Source organism: Devosia sp. (assembly GCF_035944845.1).
Taxonomy (GTDB): domain Bacteria; phylum Pseudomonadota; class Alphaproteobacteria; order Rhizobiales; family Devosiaceae; genus Devosia_A.
Genome location: NZ_DASZAW010000008.1, coordinates 15,353 through 35,164 on the forward strand (window position 1 = coordinate 15,353; position 19,812 = coordinate 35,164).

A 19,812-nucleotide genomic window follows, 5' to 3' on the forward strand; every position below is an offset into this window, starting at 1 on the left:
GACCACTGATTTGCCGGTGTGCTTGGCTGCCCCTCACCCTGACCCTCTCCCCAGAGAGGGGCGAGGGGACGCAGTGGGCACCGCCGGTGTTTCCGAAGCGCCTAGGCGCCGTCCTTCCGGCCCGGCGCCCACTCCCCTAATCCGAACAGCTCCACTGCATCCTCGAGCGCCAGCTTCAGCCGGTCGAGCCGTGCCACCTCGTGGTCGATCTCACGCAAGCGAGTCGGGCCGGCCAGCGGCGCCCGCGACAACAGTTCGGTCCCCGCCTCGGTCAGCCCGACCAGCCGCGCACGGCGATCCCGCGGATCGGTCTTTACCGTGACGAGGTCCATGCGGCGCAGCTCGTCGATCGATTGGCCGAGCGTTGCTGGGTGCATCACCAGCGCCTTGCGCAATGCGGCGAGCGGTAGCTGCGGCCTTTCGGCGCAGATACGCAGCACGGCGAGCTGCAGCCCAGTGATGCCGAAACGCTTCTTCAGGTCGGCATGGAAAGCCTCGGTGGCACGCTCGAGCCGCACCCAGGCGACAATGGCGGAAAGCGCCTGCTGCTGCATGATTGATCTATGATTCCATCGTGTTGCGTGGACGCTATGGCGGCATAGCATCACGCGCAAGCGGGCATTTTTGCTTGCCCGATTCGCTCCGCTATGGCACTGACCGGAAAATCCGGAGACATCTGATGGCAGGCACCCTGATCGTCGCGCTCGATCTCGACACTCGAGACGAGGCGGAACGCTTGATCACGCAACTCGGCGATGCAGTCGATTTCTACAAGATCGGCTACCAGCTGTTCTATGGCGGCGACGGCCTCAACCTGGGCAAAGCGCTGCTCAACGCCGGCAAGCGGGTATTCTTCGATCTCAAGATGCTGGATATCGACAACACGGTCGAAAAGGGCGTCGCGGCGATCGCCAGAACCGGCGCCACCATGGTCACCGTGCACGCCTATCCACAGTGCATGCGCGCGGCGGTGCGCGGCGCGGCCGGATCGGAGCTCTGCGTACTGGGCGTATCTGTGCTGACCTCGATGGACGATGCCGACCTCGCCGAGGCCGGCTTTGCCCGCGACACCGCCGGGCTCGTCGCGCTCAGGGCGCAACAGGCTCGCGACGCTGGCATCGGCGGGCTGGTCAGCTCACCACACGAGGCCGAGATGGTCCGCTCGATCGTCGGGCCGAACCTTGCCATCGTCACCCCGGGGATCCGGCCGGCGGGTAGCGCACATGGCGACCAGAAACGGGTGACTGGTCCCGCCGAAGCGCTCGCCGCCGGCGCCTCGCACCTGGTGGTCGGCCGGCCGATTACCGCCGCGGCCGATCCGGTGAGCGCCGCACAGGCGATCCTCGCCGAGATGGCGGGCGGCACCCGGCTGGCATGACCGCGCCGGCTGGGCTATAGGCGACGGGGTTCGGGTTAGGAGCAGGCATGTCTGATCTCAAGGTCGCCATCGCTGGCGCAGGCGGCAAGATGGGCGCGGCAAACATCCGTGCCATTGCCGCAAACCCGGGCATTACCGTTATTTCCGCGTTGGATCGCACCGGTACGCCGGGCATCGGCAAGGACGCGGGCGAACTGGCTGGGATCGAGGCGCTTGGTGTCGCGATCACCGACGATGTCGCGGCCGCGCTCGCGGGTGCCGATGCGATCATCGATTTCACTGCGCCCGTCAACTCCGTGGCGCTGGCGCGGGAGGCGGCGAAGCGAGGGCTCGTCCACATCATCGGCACCACCGGCTGCAGCGAGGCGGACGACGCGGCGATCCGCGAAGCGGCAGCGGCAGCGCGCATCGTCAAATCCGGTAACTTCTCGCTTGGCGTAAACCTGCTGCTGGGGCTGGTGAAGCAGGCAGCCGCGGCGCTGCCGGGCTTCGACATCGAGATTCTTGAGATGCACCACAACAAGAAAGTCGACGCCCCCTCGGGCACGGCGCTGATGCTCGGCGAGGCGGCGGCGCGCGGCCGCAACGTCGACCTGAAGAGCCACTCGGTGCGGGTGCGCGACGGCCATACCGGGCCGCGCGAGGCAGGCAGTATCGGCTTTGCGACGCTGCGCGGCGGCAACGTCATCGGCGAGCACCGGGTAATTCTCGCAGGGCCGAGCGAGCGGATCGAGCTCAACCACATCGCCGACAACCGGGCGTTGTTCGCCGACGGTGCGGTGCGCGCGGCGCTTTGGGCCCGCGGCCAGCAGCCGGGTCTTTACTCCATGGCCGACGTGCTCGGCTTCAACTGACAAGGGTATCTCAGATGACCGGAACGCTGATCCTCGTTCGCCATGGCCAGAGCGACTGGAACCTCAAGAACCTGTTCACCGGCTGGCGCAACCCCGACCTTACCGAGCAGGGGGTCGGCGAAGCCCGCCACACCGGCAAGACGCTGAAGGCGGCCGGCTATACGCCCGACGTCTACTTCACCTCGGCACTGCGTCGGGCCCAGCACACGCTCGACCTGATCCTGGAAGAACTCGGGATCACCGAGGTGACGATCACCCGGTCGAAACTGCTCAACGAGCGCGACTACGGCGACCTCAGCGGTCTCAACAAGGATGATGCGCGGGCCAAGTGGGGCGAAGAACAGGTGCTGATCTGGCGCCGGTCGTTCGACGTGCCGCCGCCGGGCGGCGAGAGCCTCAAGGACACGGCGGCTCGCACCCTGCCCTATTACGAGGCCGAGATCGTGCCGCTCCTCAAGGCCGGCAAGACCGTGCTGGTCGCGGCGCATGGCAATTCGCTGCGCTCGATCGTCATGGCGATCGAGAACCTGACGCCCGATGAGATCCTGAAGCGCGAAATCGGCACCGGTGAGCCGGTGATCTACAAGATCGGCGCCGATGGAAAGCTGGCGGAGAAGGTGGCGATCTAGGCGGCGGAGCCGATAGAGACGGCCCCCTCCCATCCTCCCCCATGAAGGGGGAGGTGCCCTGCCAGTGTGCTTGGCACGATCGAAGACAGAGCCTCTGTTCTTCACCTCCCCCTTGATGGGGGAGGCTGGGAGGGGCCGTCTGCTCCAGTCAGCCTTAAGCTCCCACCACTCCCGACTCCCAGCCAAGGATCGCCCGCTTGCGCGGCACGCCCCAGTGGTAGCCGGTCAGCGCGCCGCTGGTGCCCACCACGCGGTGGCACGGCACCACGAAGCTGATCGGGTTCTTGCCCACCGCGGCCCCGACGGCGCGGGCTGCGGTCGGTCGGCCGATATGATTGGCGACCTTCTGGTAGGTGGTGGCCTTGCCGACCGGGATCTTCAGCAGCGTCTCCCAGACCTGCACCTCGAAATCGGTGCCGATCAGGACGACGCGCACCGGCTGCTCGGGATCCCAGCGGTTGGGGTCGAACACCCGGGCGGCGACCGGCGCCACTGCCTTGTCGTCGCGCCGATAGCTGGCATTGGGCCAGCGGTTGGCCAGATCGTCGAAAGCTTCCTCGATCGACATATTCTCGTCGGCGAAGCCGATGCCGCTCAGCCCATACTCGGTCATGGTCAGCACCGCGGTGCCGAACGGCGAGGGAGCAGCGCCCCAGACCATCTCGAGACCTTCGCCGCGGGCGCGAAAGGCGCCGGGCGGCATGGCTTCATGGGTGACGAACAGATCGTGCAGCCGCGAGGTCGAGGAGAGGCCCACCTCATAGGTGGTGTCGAGCACGCTCTGCTGATCGGCCAGGAGCTTTTTGGCGTGATTGAGCGCCACGGCCTGGGCGAAGCTCTTGGGGCTCAGGCCGCACCAGCGGCGGAACAGATCGGTGAGCTGCCGCTCGGTCAGCCCGAGGGCGCGGGCAAAGCGCGGCAGATCGGTTTCGTCGGGCAGCGTCTCGCTGAGATAAGCGATGGCGGCCTGGACGGTCTCGTAGTCCGAGTTGGCGATGATGGTTTCGTGCTTGCTCATGATGAGCGGAAGATAGGCGCGCCGAGCCGCCGTTGCGACCCGGTTTTGACGGTGGGACAGGGGTATTCAGAGGCATGGCACCTCCAAATACTCGATGTCATCCCTGCGCAAGCAGGGACCCATCTTTCCACTGGTGCTGGCTGAGCGTTGGGTCCCTGCTTGCGCAGGGATGACACCGGTGGGGTGGAGGCGCTGAGTCCTAAACTGGCCAGACGATCAAACCCGCGCCCGCTTCAGGGCGGTGCCGAAGGCTTTGGCAAAACTCGACTTCTCGTCCTGGTTGAGAAACTGGCCGAGCACGATGTCACGGTCGCGGGTGCGCAAATGCAGAGCCACCGTGCGCTCATTGTAATCGCGGTCGACCACCAGCTTGACGAAATACGGGTTGAAGCGGCTCAGCGTCTCCTTGCCGGTGCCGTCGACCTGCTTCAGTTCGAGTTGGTCGGGCCACAGCGTTACTTCCTCGTAGCGCTTGCCGTCGCGCTGGCTCGAACGCATCGCCCACCAGATCAGCGCAATATCGAGGCCGAGGAAACCGACGATCGGCCAGGCGCCCATCGAAAAGAAAATGATGCCGGGGATGGTGGCAAGCAGCGCCAGCAGAACGATAACGACGCGAAAACCCTTGCGTCCCAGCGATCGATGGGGCGTCAGCTTTGCCGCGAACAGCGGCCTCGCTTGCGTTTGGGTCGTCATCTTGGGCATCACTATAGGCTCAGAATCAGGATGACGGAAATGGCGCAGCAAAAAGTGAAGCGACTGCCGAAAGCAGATGTCGAAGCCATTTTCGGCGCTTTTGCGGCAGCCGAGCCCGAACCGAAGGGCGAACTCGACTACGTCAACCCTTTCACGCTCCTGGTTGCCGTGGTGCTTTCGGCACAGGCGACCGATGCCGGAGTGAACAAGGCGACCAAGCTGTTGTTCCAGCTGGCGGACACGCCGGAGAAGATGGTGGGGCTCGGCGTCGCCGAGATCGAGGACAAGATCAAGACCATCGGGCTGTTCCGCAACAAGGCCAAGAACGTCTTTGCGCTGAGCCAGCAGCTGATCGAAAGGTTCGATTCCAAGGTGCCTGAAGATCGCGAGGCGCTGGAGAGCCTGCCGGGCGTCGGGCGGAAGACGGCGAACGTGGTGCTCAACATCGCCTTCAGGCAGCCGACCATCGCGGTCGACACGCACCTGTTCCGGGTTGCCAACCGCACCGGGCTGGCGCCGGGCAAGACGCCGCTCGAGGTCGAGACCGGGCTACTGAAGATCGTGCCGGACCAGTACCTGCTGCACGCGCACCACTGGCTGATCCTGCACGGGCGATATATCTGCAAGGCGCGCAAACCCGATTGCTGGCGCTGCATCATTTCCGAGTGGTGCCGGTTCGAGCCGAAGACGCCGCCGCCGAAGGGGACCTGAAGCGGACCCCCCCGGCAGCCGGGCCTTCTCCCGCAAGGGGAGAAGGCACCGACTGATAGTGTTGAGACCCGTTACACCCCATAGCCGCGCGCCATGGCGGCGGCAAAGCTCGGGATGAACACCAGCAGCACAGCCTGCAGATAGAGAAAGCGGCGGGCGCTGGAGACTTCCGCTGCGGCAGGCGTAAACCCCGCATCGGCTTTGGCCGCCTTCACCCAGCGCAGGACCGCCACCGTCGGCGCGATCGAGGCAAGCCCCACGCCGAGGAAGGCGATCATCTTGGCCCAGAACACCCAGTTGCCGACATAGTACTCCCAACCGGCAGAGCCGAAGGTGACCCTGAGGATGCCGACGACGATGACCAGCATCGCCATCCCGCCGTAGGCGCGGTCGAGCGAAGCGAGCTGGCCGAGGCGCTTGCCTTCGATGCCCGGCCGCAACAGCACGAACTCGGCGGCGAAGATCGCCACCAGGGTGAAAACGGCAAGGTGGTGGGCAATGGCGAGGATCAGGTCGGTCATCATGTCGCTCCTGGGCTGGCGGAATGTGCCTCGACCAGTGGGAGGCAGCATGTTAACACTGTTCTCATCCAGATAATCCCGCATGTGAGCAATGTCAACATCTGAACCATCCGACCGCTATCATCATGGCGACCTGCGCCGGGCGCTGGTGGAAACGGCGCTGGAACTGCTGATCGAGGGTGGCACCGAAGCGCTGGGAATGCGTGAACTGGCGCGCCGGGTCGGCGTCTCGGCCGCGGCGCCCTATCGGCATTTCCGCGACAAGCAGGCGCTGATCCAGGCGGTGGCGGCAGCCGGGTTCGCGCTGTTCCGTGAAACGGTCGACGGCGCCAAGGAGGGGGTGGCAGCAGAGGACCAACTGGGGGCCATGGCCGAGGCCTATGTGCAGTTCGCCCTGCGCTACCCGCGGCTCTATCGACTGATGTTCTCATCCGAGCTTGGCAGGTTCGAGGACAAGGATTTACGTCGCGCCGCCGATGCCGCCTATGAAAGCCTGGCGGTGGCGGCGGCGAAGGCGGATCCCGACTCCCCCGGCGAAGCAGCGATCAGCGCCTGGGCCTTCGTTCACGGGCTCTCGATGCTGCTGCTCGACGAGCAGTTGCTCGGGGTTTCCGCCGCCAATGCCGAGCCGCTGATCCGAGCGTTGACCCGCCGGCACGCGCAACGCTTCGGCAAGCCGCACCCCGCCTGAGGTTGGCGTTGCATGGGAGCGCAATCTCATTTATTCCCGGCGCGGCTCATTTTTCCCCCATTCATTGAAGGATCGCCGATGGCCGAGGCCCGGTTCGACGTTCTCACCATCGGCAACGCCATCGTCGACGTCATAGCTCCCATCGATCCCGGCTTCCTCGAACGCGAAGGCCTGTCGGAAGGCATCATGCATCTGGTCGATGCCGAACGCTCAGCCTACCTCTATGAGCGGATGCCGGCGGAGAAGCGCCAGATCTCCGGTGGCAGCTCGGCCAATACAGCGGCCGGCGTCGCCTCGCTCGGGGGCCGCGCCTCGTTCGTCGGCAAGGTGGCCGACGACGAGCTGGGCGACGTGTTCGCCGACGACCTCGAACGCATCGGCGTGCACTACGGCGTGTCGCGCCTCGCCGATGGCCCGGCGACCGCCCGCTCGATGATCCTGCTGTCCTCGGATGGCGAGCGGACAATGAACACCTATCTGGGCGCCTGCCACCAGCTGACTACCGCCGACATCAAGGAAGACGAGATCGGCGGCGCCACGGTCACCTACATGGAAGGGTTCCTGTGGGACCCGACCGAGGCCAAGAAGGCCTTCGTGATGGCGGCGCACTACGCGCACAAGCACGAACGCGCCGCCTCGTTCACACTCTCCGATCCGTTCTGCGTCAACCGCTACCGCGACGAGTTCCTCGACCTGATCCGGTCGAAGACCATGGACATCGTGTTTGGAAATGTCGAAGAGCTGAAGTCGCTGTACCAGACGGACCTCCACGGCGCCGTGCAGGCAATCGCCAAGGACGCGGAGCTGGCCGCCATCACCATGGGTGCCGAGGGCGCGATGGTGGTGCACCAGGGCGAGATCATCACCGTCCCCGCTTACGCGGTGAAAGAGGTGGTCGACGTCACCGGCGCCGGCGACCTGTTCGCCTCGGGATTCCTGCTGGCGATCGCGCGGGAACGCGACTTCCGCACCGCACTGCAGGCGGGGTGCCTCGCCGCCAGCGAGGTGATCTCGCATATCGGCGCCCGGCCGGTGGCGGATCTCAAGGCGCTGGCGGCTGAGAAGAGCATCGGGATTTAGGCGCGATCTCTCCTTGGTCCTCCACCGCGTAGCGGGGGAGGGGGACCACGCGCAGCGTGGTGGAGGGGGCGGCCAAACGAACAGGCTACTCCACCTCCGACAGGGCCAGGCCGATCATGATCAGCACCGCTTCGATCGAACGATCATCCAGCACGTCGGCAGCACTGAACCGCAGCACTCGTATCCCCTGCTCGTTAAGCCAGGCGTCTCGCCGCTCGTCGTGCAGCGCCTGCTGCACGAAGTCATGCGCTGCGCCGTCGACCTCTACGGCCAGCTTTCTGCTGGAGCAGTAGAAATCCAGAATGTAGGGACCGGCCGGATGCTGGCGCCGAAAATGCTTTGCCAACTGCCTGCGACGTAGCTCGCCCCAGAGAATGATCTCTGGCAGCGTCATCTCTCGCCTCAAGCGTTTGGCACGCTTCAGCGTGACGATCGATCCGCGCACTTGGTCGCCCCCTCCACCAAGCTTCGCTTGGTCCCCCTCCCCCGCTCACGCGGTGGAGGACCACGGAGAGATCGTGCCACGCCTTAGCGGAACTCTCAAACCTTCCGCAGCGCCACGCGTTCGATCGCGTGGCTCGGGCCCTTGGTCAGCACCAGGTCGGCGCGGCTGCGGGTTGGCTGGATGTTGTCGCGAAGGTTCGGGAGGTTGATCTCTTTCCAGGCCCACATGCCGAACGCCTCGGCTTCTTCGGTGCTCATCTTGGTAAAACGGTGAAAGAAGCTCTTGGGGTCGGCGAAGGCGGTTTCGCGGAGGCGCCGGAAGCGCTCCATGAACCAGGTGGTCAGGTCATTCTCGTCGGCATCGATGAAGATCGAGAAATCGAGGAAGTCGGAGGCGAACAGGATCGGCTTGCCGGATTTCGGCAGCTCGCCCGGCTGCAGGATGTTGAGCCCCTCGACGATCAGGATGTCGGGCCGGTCGATGGTGATGAACTCGCCGTCGATGACGTCGTAGACGAGGTGCGAGTAGACCGGCACCTTCACGTCGGGCTTGCCCGACTTGATGTCGGAAAGGAACCGGATCAGCGCGCCGCGATCATAGCTTTCGGGAAAGCCCTTGCGGTCGGCGAGCTTGAGCTCATCGAGTTTCGCGTTGGAGTAAAGGAAGCCGTCGGTGGTGACGAGGTCGACCTTGGGGGAACTCGGCCAGCGACTGAGCAGCGCCTTCAAGATACGCGAGGTGGTGGATTTGCCCACCGCCACCGAGCCGGCAACGCCGATGATGTACGGCACCTTGCGGCCGTCGGCGCCGAGGAATTTGGTCGAGGCGCGGTGCAGCTGCTGCGTCGCTTCGACATAGAGCGAGATCAGACGGCTCAGCGGCAGGTAGATTTCCTCGGCCTCGGTGAACGAGATCGGGTCGGTCAGGGCGCGCAGACGCTTGACGTCATCGGCGTCGAGCGTCATCGGCTCGTCGGCGCGAAAGCCGCTCCACTCGGCCTTGCTGAAATAGTGGTAGGGCGCGAGCTCGAGCTTCTTGACCCCCATCAGCCCTGAGCCTTCCCGCGCGACGCCTTTTCTTCGAGCCCCGATTGGGCCGTGCGGCGCTCGAGCTGCGCCATCACGTCGGCGAGCGGCACGCCGGCGGCGCGGAGCAGCACCAAGAGGTGGTAGATCACGTCGGAGGCTTCGCCTTCGGTGCCCTTCTTGTCCTTGGTCACCGAGGCGATGATGATCTCTGCGGCTTCCTCACCGAACTTCTTGGCGCAGCGTTCGACCCCGCCGGCCAAGAGCTTTGCGGTGTAGCTTTCATCGGGCGAGGCGCCGGCACGGGCAGCGATGCGCTTATCCAGGTCTTCGAGGCTGAAGCTCACAGAAACTCTCCCGCGTTGGAATCACGCCGCATCGGAATGCCGTGGCGCTCCATGTAGTCCTTGGCTTCGCCCACCGTGTAGGTGCCGAAGTGGAAGATCGAGGCGGCGAGCACCGCCGAAGCGTGCCCCTCCTTCACCCCGTCGACCAGGTCGTCGAGCGAGCCGACGCCGCCCGAGGCAACCACCGGCACATGCACCGCGTCGGCGACCGCACGGGTGAGCTTCAGATCGAACCCCGACTTGGTGCCGTCGCGATCCATCGAGGTGACCAGCAGCTCGCCAGCCCCGCGCTCGACCATCTTTGCGGCGAACTCCACTGCGTCGAGCCCGGTCGGGTTGCGCCCGCCATGGGTATAGATTTCCCATTCGTCCATATTCTGCTGCCCCGGCGCCTGCACTTGCCGCCGCCGCGCATCGACCGAAACGACGATGCACTGGTCGCCGAACTTGTCGGCGGCGCGGGCAATGAAATCCGGGTCGTTCACCGCCGCCGAGTTGATCGACACCTTGTCGGCGCCGGCGAGCAGAAGTTTGCGGATATCCTCGAGCTTCCGGATGCCGCCGCCCACCGTCACCGGCATGAAGCAATGCTCGGCGGTGCGCGCCACCACATCGAAAATGGTGTCGCGGTTCTCGTGGCTGGCGGTGATATCGAGGAAGGTCAGCTCGTCGGCACCGGCGGCGTTGTAGGCGATGGCGGCTTCGACCGGATCGCCGGCATCGATCAGGTCGACGAACTGCACGCCTTTGACGACGCGGCCGTCTTTCACATCGAGGCAAGGGATGATGCGGGTCTTGAGGGTCATTGGCGGAGATCCGAAGGCGGGCGCTTCAGCTTTGCATAGATGGCGAAACCGAAGGAGAACACCCAGAAGAAGAAAGCGAACAGCCCGGCGAGGCCGAACAAGGTGGGGAGGATGCCGGTGAAGCCGGCATAGACCAGCGCCAGGATGGGCGCCAGCGCCAGCGGATACCACCAGAGGCGCACCCGCCTGACCAGCACGGGCTTGTTCCGGAGCTTTGCCATCAGGCGGCTCGCTGTTTCAGCAGTGCCATTGCTTCACGTGAATCAATGCGCCCGTCGTAGAGGGCGCGGCCCGAGATAGCCCCTTCGAGGATCTGGTAGCGCGGCTCGGTCATGGTGCGAATGTCGTCCATCGAGGCGAGGCCGCCCGACGCGATCACCGGAATCGACACGGCTTCGGCGAGCTCGAGCGTCGAGGGCCAGTTGATGCCCTTCAGCACGCCGTCGCGGTCAATATCGGTATAGATGATCGCCGCCACCCCTGCCCCCTCGAAACGCCGGCCCAGTTCGATCGCCGTGAGCTCGGAAGTTTCCGCCCAGCCCTCCACCGCCACCTTGCCGCCGCGCGCATCGATACCGACCGCCACCCGGCCCGGGAACAGCCGCGCCGCTTCGCGCACCAGCGCCGGATCGCGCACCGCGATGGTGCCAAGGATGACCCTGGCGAGGCCGCGGCCGAGCCAGGCCTCGATGTGGGCGATGCTGCGGATGCCACCGCCCAGCTGCACCGGAAAGTTCACTGCCTTGAGGATCGCCTCGACGGCGTCGCCGTTGATGCTCTTGCCGGCGAAGGCGCCGTTGAGATCGACGACGTGCAGGTATTCGAACCCCTGGTCCTCGAACGACTTGGCCTGCGCGGCCGGATCGTCGTTGAACACCGTGGCCTGGTCCATGTCGCCCAGCTTCAAGCGGACGCACTGGCCGTCCTTGAGGTCGATGGCGGGGAAAAGGATCATGCGGAGAACTCCGACTCCTGAGCGCTCGGCTGCCCCTCACCCCAGCCCTCTCCCCAAAGGGGCGAGGGGGCGATAGCTGCACAGCCCGCGGTCCAATCGTCCCCTCTCCCCTCTGGGGAGAGGGTTAGGGTGAGGGGTAGCCAAGCACTCGACATCACGGCTTCCACCCCAGGAAATTGCGAATGAGCGTCAGGCCAAGCGTCTGGCTCTTTTCCGGGTGGAACTGGGTGCCCAGCAGGTTGTCGCGCCCGACGATGGCGGTGACCTGCTGCCCATATTCCGCGGTGGCAACCAGCGTCTCCGGCCGTTCGGTCGCGAGATGGTAGGAGTGGACGAAGTAGGCGTGCAGCCCAGCCGCGCCGTCGGGAATGCCTTCGAGCAGCGGATGCGGTTTGTGGAATGTCAAAGTGTTCCAGCCCATGTGCGGCACCTTGAGATCGCCTTTTGGCTCGAGCCGCACCACTGCGCCGGGAATCCAGCCGAGGCCTCTGGTCGTCGCCTTCTCGCGACCCTCGCTGGCCATCAGCTGCATGCCGACGCAGATGCCGAGGAACGGTGCCCCACCCCGGATCACCCGCTCCTCGAGCACCTCGACCATGCCGGTCACCGCGTCGAGCCCGGCGCGGCAATCGGCGAAAGCGCCGACGCCGGGGAGCACGATGCGATCGGCGCGGCGTACTGCCTCGACGTCATCGGTGACGAGAATCTCGTCATCCGTCCCGGCCTCACGCGCAGCGCGTTCAAAAGCCTTGGCGGCGGAGCGCAGGTTGCCCGAACCGTAGTCGATAATGGTGACGGTGCTCATCGGGTCTGCTGCTTCAGATAGTCGACCAGTGCCAGGTCTTCGCCGGCAGCAACGATCTCGGTGCGATAAAGACCACCGCGCTTCGCCGTCTTCACCCGACGGAAACTTGCGGCTTCAAATCCGATCAGAGTGGCGAACAGCACATAGAGCCAGAACGCTGCTTGGCCGCCGATCAGCACGCCCAAGGCGGCGATCGCGAGGGTACCGACGACCCAGAGCAGCAACAGCAACCACAGCCCGTGCAACAGCGCATGTACCGGCGGCAGCAGGGCTGCGGACCAGGAGAAGCGATCGGCCACTGCAGTGGGCGCATCGCTCGGGCGCTCGTAGACGGAATAGAGGGTCACGGTTATCCTCATCAGGTCGGCGTGGTTGCGGGTTCGCCTTAGAGCAAAATCCGCACGGTTGGAAGATGAGGGCCCCAACCGCCAGTCACGCCGTTTGTTCAACAGGCTTGAGGAGAGCTGCATGTCGCACGATTCCCACGACCCGCATGGCGATGGAACCATGGGTTCCGAACCGACCCAGGGCATCTTCATCGGCTGGCTCGCTGTCGGGCTGCTCGTACTGATGGCGATCTTCACCCTGACGGTGATCACCGCCGGCGCCAATTACGGCTTCAGTTGAGTTCCTGCCTGCGCTCGGGCGCGGGTGCGGGCTGACACCAGCTTCCGAGAGAGCGTCTCCCTCCCCTTGTTCAGGGGGAGGGATTAGGGGTGGGGGTCGGCATCCACCCGCGGCCAGCGGCTCACATCAGCGGCGGCTAGAGCGTGCCCTTGGTCGAAGGGATGGCGTCGGCGGCGCGCGGGTCGATCTCGACTGCCGACCGCAGCGCCCGGGCCAGCGCCTTGAAGGCGCTCTCGGCAATATGGTGGTTGTTGTCGCCGTAGAAGGTTTCGACGTGCAGCGTGATGCCGGCGTTCATGGCGAAGGCCTGAAACCATTCGCGGAACAGTTCGGTATCCATCTCGCCCACCTTGTCGCGGGTGAACTCGACCTTCCAGACGAGGAACGGACGGCCGGAAACGTCGAGAGCCACGCGGGTGAGCGTGCCATCCATCGGCAGGTCGGAGGAGGCGTAGCGGCGGATGCCCTTCTTGTTGCCCAGCGCCTGCCTGATCGCCTCGCCCAGCGCGATGCCGACATCCTCGGCGGTGTGGTGGAAGTCGATATGCAGATCGCCCCTGGCGCGCACGGTCATATCGATCAGTGAGTGCTTCGAAAGCTGATCCAGCATGTGATCGAGAAAGCCGATGCCGGTCTGCATGTCGTGCTTGCCGGCCCCGTCGAGGTTCACCGACACCTGGATATCGGTCTCGTTGGTCTTTCGCTTGATCTCGGCGGTGCGCATGTTGGTCGTCATCCTGGCAGTCCCTGGCGTGGCGCGGCGGCTGTAGCAGATAGCGCCGGAGCGGTGAAGATGCGGTGAAGGCGCCTTCCACTCACCGGTGTCATCCCCGCGAAGGCGGGGACCCAGTGGGATGCTTCAACCTCCATGGCGTAGAGAGATCGCACTAGGTTCCCGACTTCGCGGGAATGACATCGGTGGTGAGGCAACCTCCGCGCGGTAACCTCCAGGAAACTACCCAACCGGCTAGCCCGGTTTGCAATCCACCGGTGCGCCCCTAAATATGGCGGAACAGTTCTGGAGTTTTTCCCAAGATGTCGAAGGACAACGAGTTTCCCGGCTGGCACGGCACGACCATCGTCGCCGTCCGCAAGGGCAACAAGGTGGTGGTAGCCGGTGACGGACAGGTCTCGGTCGGCAACACCGTGATGAAGCATACCGCCAAGAAGGTCCGGCGGCTCGCCGAGGGCAAGGTGATCGGCGGCTTTGCCGGCGCCACGGCCGACGCGTTCACGCTGTTCGAGCGGCTCGAGGCCAAGCTGATCCAGTATCCGGACCAGCTGATGCGCGCCTCGGTCGAGCTGGCCAAGGATTGGCGCACCGACCGGTACCTGCGCCGGCTCGAGGCGATGATGATCGTCGCCGACAAGGACGTGACGCTGGTGCTCACCGGCACCGGCGACGTGCTCACCCCCGACCATTCGACCATCGCCATCGGCTCGGGCGGCAACTACGCTTATTCGGCGGCGCTGGCGCTGAGCGAGAACACCGACATGGACGCCGAGGAAATCGCCAGGAAAGCGATGAAGATCGCCGCCGAGGTGTGCATCTACACCAACGAGAACGTGACGGTCGAAACGATTGAAACCGTCTGACGCCCACCGCTACGGCTTCCGGCCGGTGACGCGAGCCGACCTGCCGCTTCTGGCCGGCTGGCTGGCGGAGCCGCACGTCGCGCAATGGTGGGACGACCCCCTCGAAGGGCTGAAGTCGATCGAAGGTCATATCGACAGCATTTCGGTCGAGCCCTTCATCGTCGAACTCAACGGCAAGCCGATCGGCTACATCCAGAGCTACGACCCGCATCTCGAAGATGGGCACCCGTACCAGGACCAGCCAACCGGCACGCTGGGAATTGACCAGTTCATCGGGCTACCGGAGCTGATCGGCAAGGGCCACGGCCCGCGGCTGATCGAGGCCTTTGTCGAACTGCTGTTCGATGAGGGCGCGATCCGGGTGATCATCGACCCCGATCCGGCCAACGTGGCAGCGATCCGGGCATATGAAAAGGCCGGGTTCGAGCGTTTCGACACCCGGCACTCGGAATATGGCCCGGCGCTGATGATGGCGCGCAACGCCGACGGAGAGCTGGCGTGAGCTGGACCACCCGCCGACTCACCGCTGCCGATGCGGATGCCTACCGGCGGCTGCGGATCGAGGGGCTGCAGAACTCGCCCGCCTCGTTCGGCTCGAGCCTTGCCGAGGAGGTCGACAAGCCGGCCGCCGCGTGGGTCGAGCGGCTCGACAAGGGCTTCGTCTTCGGCCTGTTCGACGCCGATACGCTGGTCGGCACTGCCGGCTTCTATCGCGAGGCGATGAAGAAATCGGCGCATCGCGGACATCTGGTGGGGGTCTATCTCAGCCCCGGCTCACGTGGCCGTGGCGGCGCCGACCTGCTGATCGCCGCGGTGATCGCCGAGGCCCGCAACCACGTGCTGCAACTGCACCTGGCGGTGACGCAGGACAACCCCCGGGCCCGCCGGCTCTACGAGCGGCAGGGCTTCGTGATCTATGGCGAAGACCCGCGCGGCCTCAAGGTCGATGGCGTCTTCTACGATGACTATCTCATGGTGCTGCGCCTCGATGAGGGCAGCGGAAAGTGACGGATTATGAGTGATACCAACTTCTCCCCGCGCGAGATCGTCTCCGAGCTCGATCGCTATATCGTCGGCCAGCATGACGCCAAGCGCGCCGTGGCCGTGGCGCTGCGCAACCGCTGGCGCCGGCAGCAGCTGTCGGATGACCTGCGCGCCGAGGTGACGCCCAAGAATATCCTGATGATCGGGCCGACCGGCGTCGGCAAGACCGAGATCAGCCGCCGTCTCGCCAAGCTCGCGCAGGCGCCGTTCATCAAGGTGGAAGCCACCAAGTTCACCGAAGTCGGCTATGTCGGCCGCGATGTCGAGCAGATCATCCGCGACCTGGTGGAAGCCGGCATTTCGCTGTTGCGCGACAAGAAGCGGGCCGAGGTGCAGGCGCAGGCGCACCACAATGCCGAGGAGCGGGTGCTCGACGCGCTGGTCGGCTCGTCGGCTTCGCCATCGACGCGCGACAGCTTCCGCAACAAGCTTCGCACCAACGAGCTCGACGACAAGGAAATCGAGATCGAGATGCAGCCGACCGGCAACCCGGGTGGCTTCGACATCCCCGGTATGCCGGGCGCCAATATCGGCGTGATCAACATCCAGGACATGCTGGGCAAAGCGTTCGGCGGTCGCGGCGTCAAGCGCAAGGTCAAGGTCAAGGATGCGCATGCGCCGCTCGTCGCCGAGGAAGCCGACAAGCTGCTCGACCAGGATCAGCTCAACAAGGAAGCGGTGGATCTGGTCGAGAACCACGGCATCGCCTTTATCGACGAGATCGACAAGATCGTGAACCGCGAAGGCGGCTACGGCGGTGGCGTCAGCCGCGAAGGCGTGCAGCGCGACCTGTTGCCATTGATCGAGGGCACCACGGTTTCGACCAAGTACGGCCCGGTGAAAACCGACCACATCCTGTTCATCGCTTCGGGCGCCTTCCATGTGGCCAAGCCTTCGGACCTGCTGCCCGAGCTGCAGGGGCGTCTCCCCATCCGCGTCGAGCTCAAGGCGCTGACCCGACAGGACCTGATCGGCATCCTCAACGATACCGATGCGAGCCTGATCAAGCAGTATGTGGCGCTGATGAAGACCGAGGGCCTGACGCTCGACTTCACCCCCGAAGCGATCGAAGCGATCGCGGATGCGGCGGTGCACGTCAACGCCACGGTGGAAAACATCGGCGCCCGCCGGCTCGCCACCATCCTCGAGCGTCTGGTCGAGGATATCTCGTTTGATGCCCCCGACAAAGCCGGCGAGACGATCCGCATCGACAAGGGTTATGTCGACGAGCGGATCGGCAAGATGGCAGCCGATACGGACCTCAGCCGGTTCGTGCTGTAACCTCAGCAACGGAGCGCGGGGCCACTCCCACCCTTGATCCCTCCCCACAAGGGGACGACAAGATGTCGCCCCGAGGGGGAGGGAGACGCCAGAACCGCGACCTTGCAGCTATCGCCTCCCTCCCCCTTGTGGGGAGAGCAGCAAAGCTTGTGAGCGAAGCGAACTAGCGTCGCTCGGTTGGGGGTGGACCGCACTCCGCGGACGCTTGCGGGCCCGAGGCGCATCGGCCATATCTCGCCAAATGAGCACCAACCTCGTCGCCGCCCGCCCCGACATCCAGGCGCTGCAAGCCTCGCTGATCCGGGACGTCGCCAATGCCGGGATGGGCCGGAACGATGTGCTGCGGTTCTGGTTCGGCGAGTCCGACCAGCCGACGCCGGGCTTCATCCGCGAGGCAGCGATGGCGTCGCTGGCCGAGGGCGAGACGTTCTACTCGCAGAATCTCGGCCGGCCGTATCTGCGCGAAGCGATTGCCGGCTATCTCGGCAACCTCCACCGCACGACGGTCGAGCCGAACCGGATCGCCGCGGTCGGCTCCGGCGTCTCGGGTCTGATGATCGCAGCGCAGATGGTGCTGTCGCCTGGCGACCGGGTGGTAGCGGTGACGCCGCTCTGGCCAAACATCGTCGAGATCCCGAGAATTCTGGGGGCCGAGGTGGTGCGGGTGCCGCTCACCGTCGCCAACGGCAAATGGTCGCTCGACCTCGATCGATTGCTGGAGGCGCTGACCCCCGACACCCGGCTTACCATTATCAACTCACCCAACAATCCGACCGGCTGGACCATCGAGGAGGACCAGGTCGACGCGGTGCTGGCGCATTGCCGCAAGCACGGCATCTGGGTGCTGAGCGACGATGTCTACGAGCGGCTGGTGCATGACCCGCAGCGCCGCTCGGCCCCCTCGTTCCTCCGCCGCTACGAGCCGGGCGACCGGATCATCTCGGTGAACAGCTTCTCCAAGGCCTGGTCGATGACCGGCTGGCGCGTCGGCTGGCTGGCGACGCCCGAGACGCTGTCGAACGACCTGACCAAGGTCATCGAGTACAACACCTCGTGCATCCTCGAGCCGGTGCAGCGCGCCGCGACCGCTGCACTCACCGAGGGCGAGCCGACAGTTGCCAAACTTCGTAAAGAGCTTTCGGACACCCGGAAGTTGCTGGTCGACGAGCTGAGCCGCATCCCCGGTGTCAGCGTCCCCGATGCGGGCGGCGCGATGTATGTGTTCTTCCGCATCGAGGGCTTTGACGACACGCTGGCCCTGGCGAAACGCCTGGTCGAGGAAGCGGGGCTCGGTCTCGCCCCCGGCGGCGCGTTCGGATCGGAAGGCCAGGGCTGGCTGCGCTGGTGCCACGCCGTCGATCCGGCAAAACTTCGCGACGGGGTCGGGCGGCTGAAGGCGTTTCTCGGGCGCTGAGCGCTCTGCTCCCCTTCCCCTTGAGGGGAGGGGCTGGGGTGGTGAGGGACGCTCGGCGGTGACTGCACCACCCCCTCCCTCAATCCCTCCCCTCAAGGGGGAGGGAGGCGACCGCCTCGGCTATCGGCTGAAACTGAACCACTCACGAATCGACCAGCGCGCCGAACTGCGCGCCGTGCAGCCGGGCGTAGGCGCCCTCGCGCCTGAGCAATTCGGCGTGCGTCCCCTGCTCGACGATGCCCTCATTGCTCACCACCACGATGCGATCGGCATTGCGGATGGTGGCGAGCCGATGCGCCACCACCAGGGTGGTGCGACCTTCCGACAAAGCCGCCAGCGCCTGCTGGATGGCATACTCGGTGGCAGTGTCGAGCGCCGAAGTCGCCTCGTCGAGGATAAGGATCGGCGGGTTCTTCAAAAAGATGCGGGCGATTGCGAGCCGCTGCTTCTGGCCGCCCGACAGCTTCACGCCGCGCTCGCCCGTCGGGGTGTCGAGCCCGTCGGGCAATGACAGCACGAACTCGTCGAGCGAGGCGCGCCGCAGCGCATCCATCACTTCCTCGTCGCTGGCGCCGAGGCGGCCATAGGCGACGTTTTCGCGGATGGTCGAGCCGAACAGGAACACATCCTGCTGCACGATGCCGATCTGGCTGCGCAGCGAAGCCTGCGTCATGTCGCGGATATCGATACCATCGACGGTGATCGAACCGGCCGTGACATCGTAGAAGCGCGGCAGCAGCGAGCAGATGGTGGTCTTGCCGGCGCCGGACGGACCGACAAAGGCCACCGTTTCGCCAGCGGCGATCAAAAGGTTGAGCCCGTCGAGCACCTTGTCCCTGGCTGTCGGATCGCCCGAGTAAGCAAAGCTCACATTCGAGTAGACGATATCGCCCTTGAGGCTCGCGACAGGCTTCGCCCCGGGGCGGTCAGCGGTGTCGGGCTCGGTATCGATCAGCGTGGTGAAGCGGCGGAAGCCGGCAATGCCCTTGGGATAGCTCTCGAGCACCGAGGTGATCTTGTCGATCGGCCGGAAGAACACGTTGACCAGCAGCAGGAAGCTGACGAAGCCGCCATAACTCAACTCGCCGGCGATGACGAACCAGGTGCCGGCCACCATCACCACCAGCTGCACGAAGCGGGTGCTGAAATAGCTCAGCGCAATCGAGGCGGTCATGATGGCGTAGGCGCTGAGCTTGGTGGCGCGGTAGCCCTCGTTGTTCTTGGCGAACAGCCCGCGTTCGTAATCCTCGTTGGCGAAGGCCTTTACGACGCGGATGCCGCCGACGCTCTCCTGCACCCTTGTGTTGAAATCGCCGACCTGGCGGAACAGCTGCTGCCAGGTGGTGGTCATGCGCGAGCCGTACTTGCTCACCAGCCAGGTCATCAGCGGCACGATGATGGTGGTAAGCAGCGCCAGCTGCCAGTGCACGGTGAACATCAGCACGAAGGCGCCGATGAAGGTCATCACCGCGATGAACAGATCCTCGGGACCATGGTGGGCGACTTCGCCGACTTCCTCGAGATCCTTGGTGACATGGGTGATCAGCTGGCCGGTCTTGTTGTTGTCGAAATAGCGGAAGCTCAGCTTCTGGATATGGTCGAAGGCCTGCCGCCGCATATCGGTCTCGATCGAGATGCCGAGCGCATGGCCCCAGTAGTTGACGATGGCGGAGAGCACGGTGTTGAGCGCGAACACGCCCAGCAGCAGCGCCGCGGTCGCCGCGATGAGCCCCCAGTTCTGCCCCGGCAGCAGGTCGTCGACGAACAGCTTTACCGCCAGCGGGAAGCCGAGCTCGAGGATGCCGGCGAGCACAGCACAGCCGAAATCGAGAAAGAACAGGTGCTTGTAAGGGCCATAATAGGCAAAGAACCGGCGCAGCATGAAACTT

The 19,812-nt window shown here is 65.1% G+C and carries 26 protein-coding genes; 12 read left to right on the plus strand and 14 right to left on the minus strand.

Annotation, left to right across the window (positions count from 1 at the left end; translation table 11 throughout):
• Positions 1 to 101: 101 nt before the first annotated feature.
• Positions 102 to 554, minus strand: a complete 453-nt coding sequence (locus tag VGV07_RS01395) for a MarR family transcriptional regulator (RefSeq protein ID WP_326866896.1) — start codon at positions 552 to 554, stop codon at positions 102 to 104.
• Positions 555 to 679: 125 nt separating this feature from the next.
• Between VGV07_RS01395 and pyrF the strand changes: the two genes are divergently transcribed.
• Genes pyrF through VGV07_RS01410 form a run of 3 tightly spaced genes read left to right on the plus strand, consistent with a single transcriptional unit; the run spans position 680 to position 2,861 of the window.
• Entirely contained in the window at positions 680 to 1,378 is a 699-nt protein-coding gene (gene pyrF, locus VGV07_RS01400; RefSeq protein WP_326866898.1) for an orotidine-5'-phosphate decarboxylase, read from the plus strand.
• Between the two features lie 47 nt (positions 1,379 to 1,425).
• Positions 1,426 to 2,232: a 4-hydroxy-tetrahydrodipicolinate reductase gene (gene dapB, locus VGV07_RS01405; RefSeq protein WP_326866899.1), complete on the plus strand. Its 807-nt coding sequence runs from the start codon at positions 1,426 to 1,428 to the stop codon at positions 2,230 to 2,232.
• Positions 2,233 to 2,246: 14 nt separating this feature from the next.
• Positions 2,247 to 2,861 carry a 2,3-bisphosphoglycerate-dependent phosphoglycerate mutase gene (locus tag VGV07_RS01410; RefSeq protein ID WP_326866900.1) on the plus strand — a complete coding sequence of 205 codons (615 nt, stop codon included), beginning with the start codon at positions 2,247 to 2,249 and terminating at the stop codon, positions 2,859 to 2,861.
• Between the two features lie 154 nt (positions 2,862 to 3,015).
• On the opposite strand, the gene VGV07_RS01415 is transcribed toward VGV07_RS01410, so the two are convergent.
• On the minus strand, positions 3,016 to 3,879 hold the full coding sequence (locus VGV07_RS01415; RefSeq protein WP_326866901.1) for a methylated-DNA--[protein]-cysteine S-methyltransferase: 864 nt from the start codon (positions 3,877 to 3,879) through the stop codon (positions 3,016 to 3,018).
• Positions 3,880 to 4,095: 216 nt separating this feature from the next.
• Complete coding sequence (locus tag VGV07_RS01420) at positions 4,096 to 4,575, minus strand: DUF2244 domain-containing protein (protein ID WP_326866902.1); 480 nt, start codon at positions 4,573 to 4,575, stop codon at positions 4,096 to 4,098.
• Between the two features lie 39 nt (positions 4,576 to 4,614).
• On the opposite strand from VGV07_RS01420, the gene nth reads away from it, so the two are divergent.
• Positions 4,615 to 5,286, plus strand: a complete 672-nt coding sequence (nth, locus tag VGV07_RS01425; protein WP_326866903.1) for an endonuclease III — start codon at positions 4,615 to 4,617, stop codon at positions 5,284 to 5,286.
• Between the two features lie 71 nt (positions 5,287 to 5,357).
• Here the strand turns inward: nth and VGV07_RS01430 are convergent, their stop codons facing one another.
• A complete protein-coding gene (locus tag VGV07_RS01430; RefSeq protein ID WP_326866904.1) occupies positions 5,358 to 5,807 on the minus strand; it encodes a DUF2214 family protein in 450 nt (149 codons plus the stop codon).
• A gap of 91 nt (positions 5,808 to 5,898) precedes the next feature.
• Here VGV07_RS01430 and VGV07_RS01435 point away from each other — a divergent pair, with 91 nt between their 5' ends.
• Entirely contained in the window at positions 5,899 to 6,498 is a 600-nt protein-coding gene (locus VGV07_RS01435; protein ID WP_326866905.1) for a TetR/AcrR family transcriptional regulator, read from the plus strand.
• A gap of 78 nt (positions 6,499 to 6,576) precedes the next feature.
• On the plus strand, positions 6,577 to 7,578 hold the full coding sequence (locus VGV07_RS01440) for an adenosine kinase (protein WP_326866906.1): 1,002 nt from the start codon (positions 6,577 to 6,579) through the stop codon (positions 7,576 to 7,578).
• An 85-nt stretch (positions 7,579 to 7,663) separates the two neighbouring features.
• Here VGV07_RS01440 and VGV07_RS01445 read toward each other — a convergent pair whose 3' ends face one another.
• The 8 genes from VGV07_RS01445 to VGV07_RS01480 all read right to left on the minus strand — a co-directional run bounded on the left by VGV07_RS01445 (position 7,664) and on the right by VGV07_RS01480 (position 12,308).
• Positions 7,664 to 8,023, minus strand: coding sequence for an endonuclease domain-containing protein (locus VGV07_RS01445; RefSeq protein ID WP_326866907.1), 360 nt, complete (start codon positions 8,021 to 8,023; stop codon positions 7,664 to 7,666).
• A gap of 95 nt (positions 8,024 to 8,118) precedes the next feature.
• Positions 8,119 to 9,069: a type I pantothenate kinase gene (coaA, locus tag VGV07_RS01450; protein WP_326866908.1), complete on the minus strand. Its 951-nt coding sequence runs from the start codon at positions 9,067 to 9,069 to the stop codon at positions 8,119 to 8,121.
• Positions 9,069 to 9,395, minus strand: a complete 327-nt coding sequence (locus tag VGV07_RS01455; protein ID WP_326866909.1) for a phosphoribosyl-ATP diphosphatase — start codon at positions 9,393 to 9,395, stop codon at positions 9,069 to 9,071. Before VGV07_RS01455 ends, coaA begins: the two co-directional genes overlap by 1 nt.
• Positions 9,392 to 10,201, minus strand: coding sequence for an imidazole glycerol phosphate synthase subunit HisF (gene hisF, locus VGV07_RS01460; protein WP_326866910.1), 810 nt, complete (start codon positions 10,199 to 10,201; stop codon positions 9,392 to 9,394). The genes VGV07_RS01455 and hisF overlap by 4 nt, the downstream gene beginning before the upstream one ends.
• Complete coding sequence (locus VGV07_RS01465) at positions 10,198 to 10,422, minus strand: hypothetical protein (RefSeq protein ID WP_326866911.1); 225 nt, start codon at positions 10,420 to 10,422, stop codon at positions 10,198 to 10,200. Before VGV07_RS01465 ends, hisF begins: the two co-directional genes overlap by 4 nt.
• The gene (gene hisA / locus VGV07_RS01470; protein ID WP_326866912.1) at positions 10,422 to 11,156 is read right to left on the minus strand and encodes a 1-(5-phosphoribosyl)-5-[(5-phosphoribosylamino)methylideneamino]imidazole-4-carboxamide isomerase; all 735 of its coding nucleotides are present in this window, start codon (positions 11,154 to 11,156) and stop codon (positions 10,422 to 10,424) included. The genes VGV07_RS01465 and hisA overlap by 1 nt, the downstream gene beginning before the upstream one ends.
• Before the next feature lie 154 nt (positions 11,157 to 11,310).
• Entirely contained in the window at positions 11,311 to 11,961 is a 651-nt protein-coding gene (gene hisH, locus VGV07_RS01475; protein WP_326866913.1) for an imidazole glycerol phosphate synthase subunit HisH, read from the minus strand.
• On the minus strand, positions 11,958 to 12,308 hold the full coding sequence (locus VGV07_RS01480; protein WP_326866914.1) for a DUF2628 domain-containing protein: 351 nt from the start codon (positions 12,306 to 12,308) through the stop codon (positions 11,958 to 11,960). Before VGV07_RS01480 ends, hisH begins: the two co-directional genes overlap by 4 nt.
• Positions 12,309 to 12,429: 121 nt before the next feature.
• On the opposite strand from VGV07_RS01480, the gene VGV07_RS01485 reads away from it, so the two are divergent.
• Positions 12,430 to 12,588 (plus strand): hypothetical protein, encoded by a 159-nt coding sequence (locus VGV07_RS01485; RefSeq protein ID WP_326866915.1) that lies wholly within the window; start codon positions 12,430 to 12,432, stop codon positions 12,586 to 12,588.
• 136 nt (positions 12,589 to 12,724) lie between these two features.
• On the opposite strand, the gene hisB is transcribed toward VGV07_RS01485, so the two are convergent.
• Positions 12,725 to 13,312: an imidazoleglycerol-phosphate dehydratase HisB gene (hisB, locus tag VGV07_RS01490; RefSeq protein WP_326866959.1), complete on the minus strand. Its 588-nt coding sequence runs from the start codon at positions 13,310 to 13,312 to the stop codon at positions 12,725 to 12,727.
• 311 nt (positions 13,313 to 13,623) lie between these two features.
• Here hisB and hslV point away from each other — a divergent pair, with 311 nt between their 5' ends.
• The 5 genes from hslV (at position 13,624) to VGV07_RS01515 (ending at position 17,923) form a co-directional block, all read left to right on the plus strand.
• Positions 13,624 to 14,184 carry an ATP-dependent protease subunit HslV gene (hslV, locus tag VGV07_RS01495; RefSeq protein ID WP_326866916.1) on the plus strand — a complete coding sequence of 187 codons (561 nt, stop codon included), beginning with the start codon at positions 13,624 to 13,626 and terminating at the stop codon, positions 14,182 to 14,184.
• The gene (locus VGV07_RS01500) at positions 14,171 to 14,686 is read left to right on the plus strand and encodes a GNAT family N-acetyltransferase (RefSeq protein WP_326866917.1); all 516 of its coding nucleotides are present in this window, start codon (positions 14,171 to 14,173) and stop codon (positions 14,684 to 14,686) included. Before hslV ends, VGV07_RS01500 begins: the two co-directional genes overlap by 14 nt.
• Positions 14,683 to 15,192, plus strand: coding sequence for a GNAT family N-acetyltransferase (locus VGV07_RS01505; RefSeq protein ID WP_326866918.1), 510 nt, complete (start codon positions 14,683 to 14,685; stop codon positions 15,190 to 15,192). The genes VGV07_RS01500 and VGV07_RS01505 overlap by 4 nt, the downstream gene beginning before the upstream one ends.
• Positions 15,193 to 15,198: 6 nt before the next feature.
• Complete coding sequence (gene hslU / locus VGV07_RS01510) at positions 15,199 to 16,509, plus strand: ATP-dependent protease ATPase subunit HslU (RefSeq protein ID WP_326866919.1); 1,311 nt, start codon at positions 15,199 to 15,201, stop codon at positions 16,507 to 16,509.
• 241 nt (positions 16,510 to 16,750) lie between these two features.
• Entirely contained in the window at positions 16,751 to 17,923 is a 1,173-nt protein-coding gene (locus VGV07_RS01515; protein ID WP_326866920.1) for a pyridoxal phosphate-dependent aminotransferase, read from the plus strand.
• Positions 17,924 to 18,065: 142 nt separating this feature from the next.
• Here VGV07_RS01515 and VGV07_RS01520 read toward each other — a convergent pair whose 3' ends face one another.
• Positions 18,066 to 19,805 carry an ABC transporter ATP-binding protein gene (locus tag VGV07_RS01520; RefSeq protein ID WP_326866921.1) on the minus strand — a complete coding sequence of 580 codons (1,740 nt, stop codon included), beginning with the start codon at positions 19,803 to 19,805 and terminating at the stop codon, positions 18,066 to 18,068.
• Positions 19,806 to 19,812 lie beyond the last annotated feature (7 nt).

Excerpts from the sequence above, each read along its gene's own strand:
- VGV07_RS01395 (WP_326866896.1), bottom strand. The coding sequence starts at position 554 with ATGCAGCAGCAGGCGCTTTCCGCCATTGTCGCCTGGGTGCGGCTCGAG.
- pyrF (WP_326866898.1), top strand. The coding sequence starts at position 680 with ATGGCAGGCACCCTGATCGTCGCGCTCGATCTCGACACTCGAGACGAG.
- dapB (WP_326866899.1), top strand. The coding sequence starts at position 1,426 with ATGTCTGATCTCAAGGTCGCCATCGCTGGCGCAGGCGGCAAGATGGGC.
- VGV07_RS01410 (WP_326866900.1), top strand. The coding sequence starts at position 2,247 with ATGACCGGAACGCTGATCCTCGTTCGCCATGGCCAGAGCGACTGGAAC.
- VGV07_RS01415 (WP_326866901.1), bottom strand. The coding sequence starts at position 3,879 with ATGAGCAAGCACGAAACCATCATCGCCAACTCGGACTACGAGACCGTC.
- VGV07_RS01420 (WP_326866902.1), bottom strand. The coding sequence starts at position 4,575 with ATGACGACCCAAACGCAAGCGAGGCCGCTGTTCGCGGCAAAGCTGACG.
- nth (WP_326866903.1), top strand. The coding sequence starts at position 4,615 with ATGGCGCAGCAAAAAGTGAAGCGACTGCCGAAAGCAGATGTCGAAGCC.
- VGV07_RS01430 (WP_326866904.1), bottom strand. The coding sequence starts at position 5,807 with ATGACCGACCTGATCCTCGCCATTGCCCACCACCTTGCCGTTTTCACC.
- VGV07_RS01435 (WP_326866905.1), top strand. The coding sequence starts at position 5,899 with ATGTCAACATCTGAACCATCCGACCGCTATCATCATGGCGACCTGCGC.
- VGV07_RS01440 (WP_326866906.1), top strand. The coding sequence starts at position 6,577 with ATGGCCGAGGCCCGGTTCGACGTTCTCACCATCGGCAACGCCATCGTC.
- coaA (WP_326866908.1), bottom strand. The coding sequence starts at position 9,069 with ATGGGGGTCAAGAAGCTCGAGCTCGCGCCCTACCACTATTTCAGCAAG.
- hisF (WP_326866910.1), bottom strand. The coding sequence starts at position 10,201 with ATGACCCTCAAGACCCGCATCATCCCTTGCCTCGATGTGAAAGACGGC.
- VGV07_RS01465 (WP_326866911.1), bottom strand. The coding sequence starts at position 10,422 with ATGGCAAAGCTCCGGAACAAGCCCGTGCTGGTCAGGCGGGTGCGCCTC.
- hisA (WP_326866912.1), bottom strand. The coding sequence starts at position 11,156 with ATGATCCTTTTCCCCGCCATCGACCTCAAGGACGGCCAGTGCGTCCGC.
- hisH (WP_326866913.1), bottom strand. The coding sequence starts at position 11,961 with ATGAGCACCGTCACCATTATCGACTACGGTTCGGGCAACCTGCGCTCC.
- VGV07_RS01485 (WP_326866915.1), top strand. The coding sequence starts at position 12,430 with ATGTCGCACGATTCCCACGACCCGCATGGCGATGGAACCATGGGTTCC.
- hisB (WP_326866959.1), bottom strand. The coding sequence starts at position 13,312 with ATGCGCACCGCCGAGATCAAGCGAAAGACCAACGAGACCGATATCCAG.
- hslV (WP_326866916.1), top strand. The coding sequence starts at position 13,624 with ATGTCGAAGGACAACGAGTTTCCCGGCTGGCACGGCACGACCATCGTC.
- hslU (WP_326866919.1), top strand. The coding sequence starts at position 15,199 with ATGAGTGATACCAACTTCTCCCCGCGCGAGATCGTCTCCGAGCTCGAT.
- VGV07_RS01515 (WP_326866920.1), top strand. The coding sequence starts at position 16,751 with ATGAGCACCAACCTCGTCGCCGCCCGCCCCGACATCCAGGCGCTGCAA.
- VGV07_RS01520 (WP_326866921.1), bottom strand. The coding sequence starts at position 19,805 with ATGCTGCGCCGGTTCTTTGCCTATTATGGCCCTTACAAGCACCTGTTC.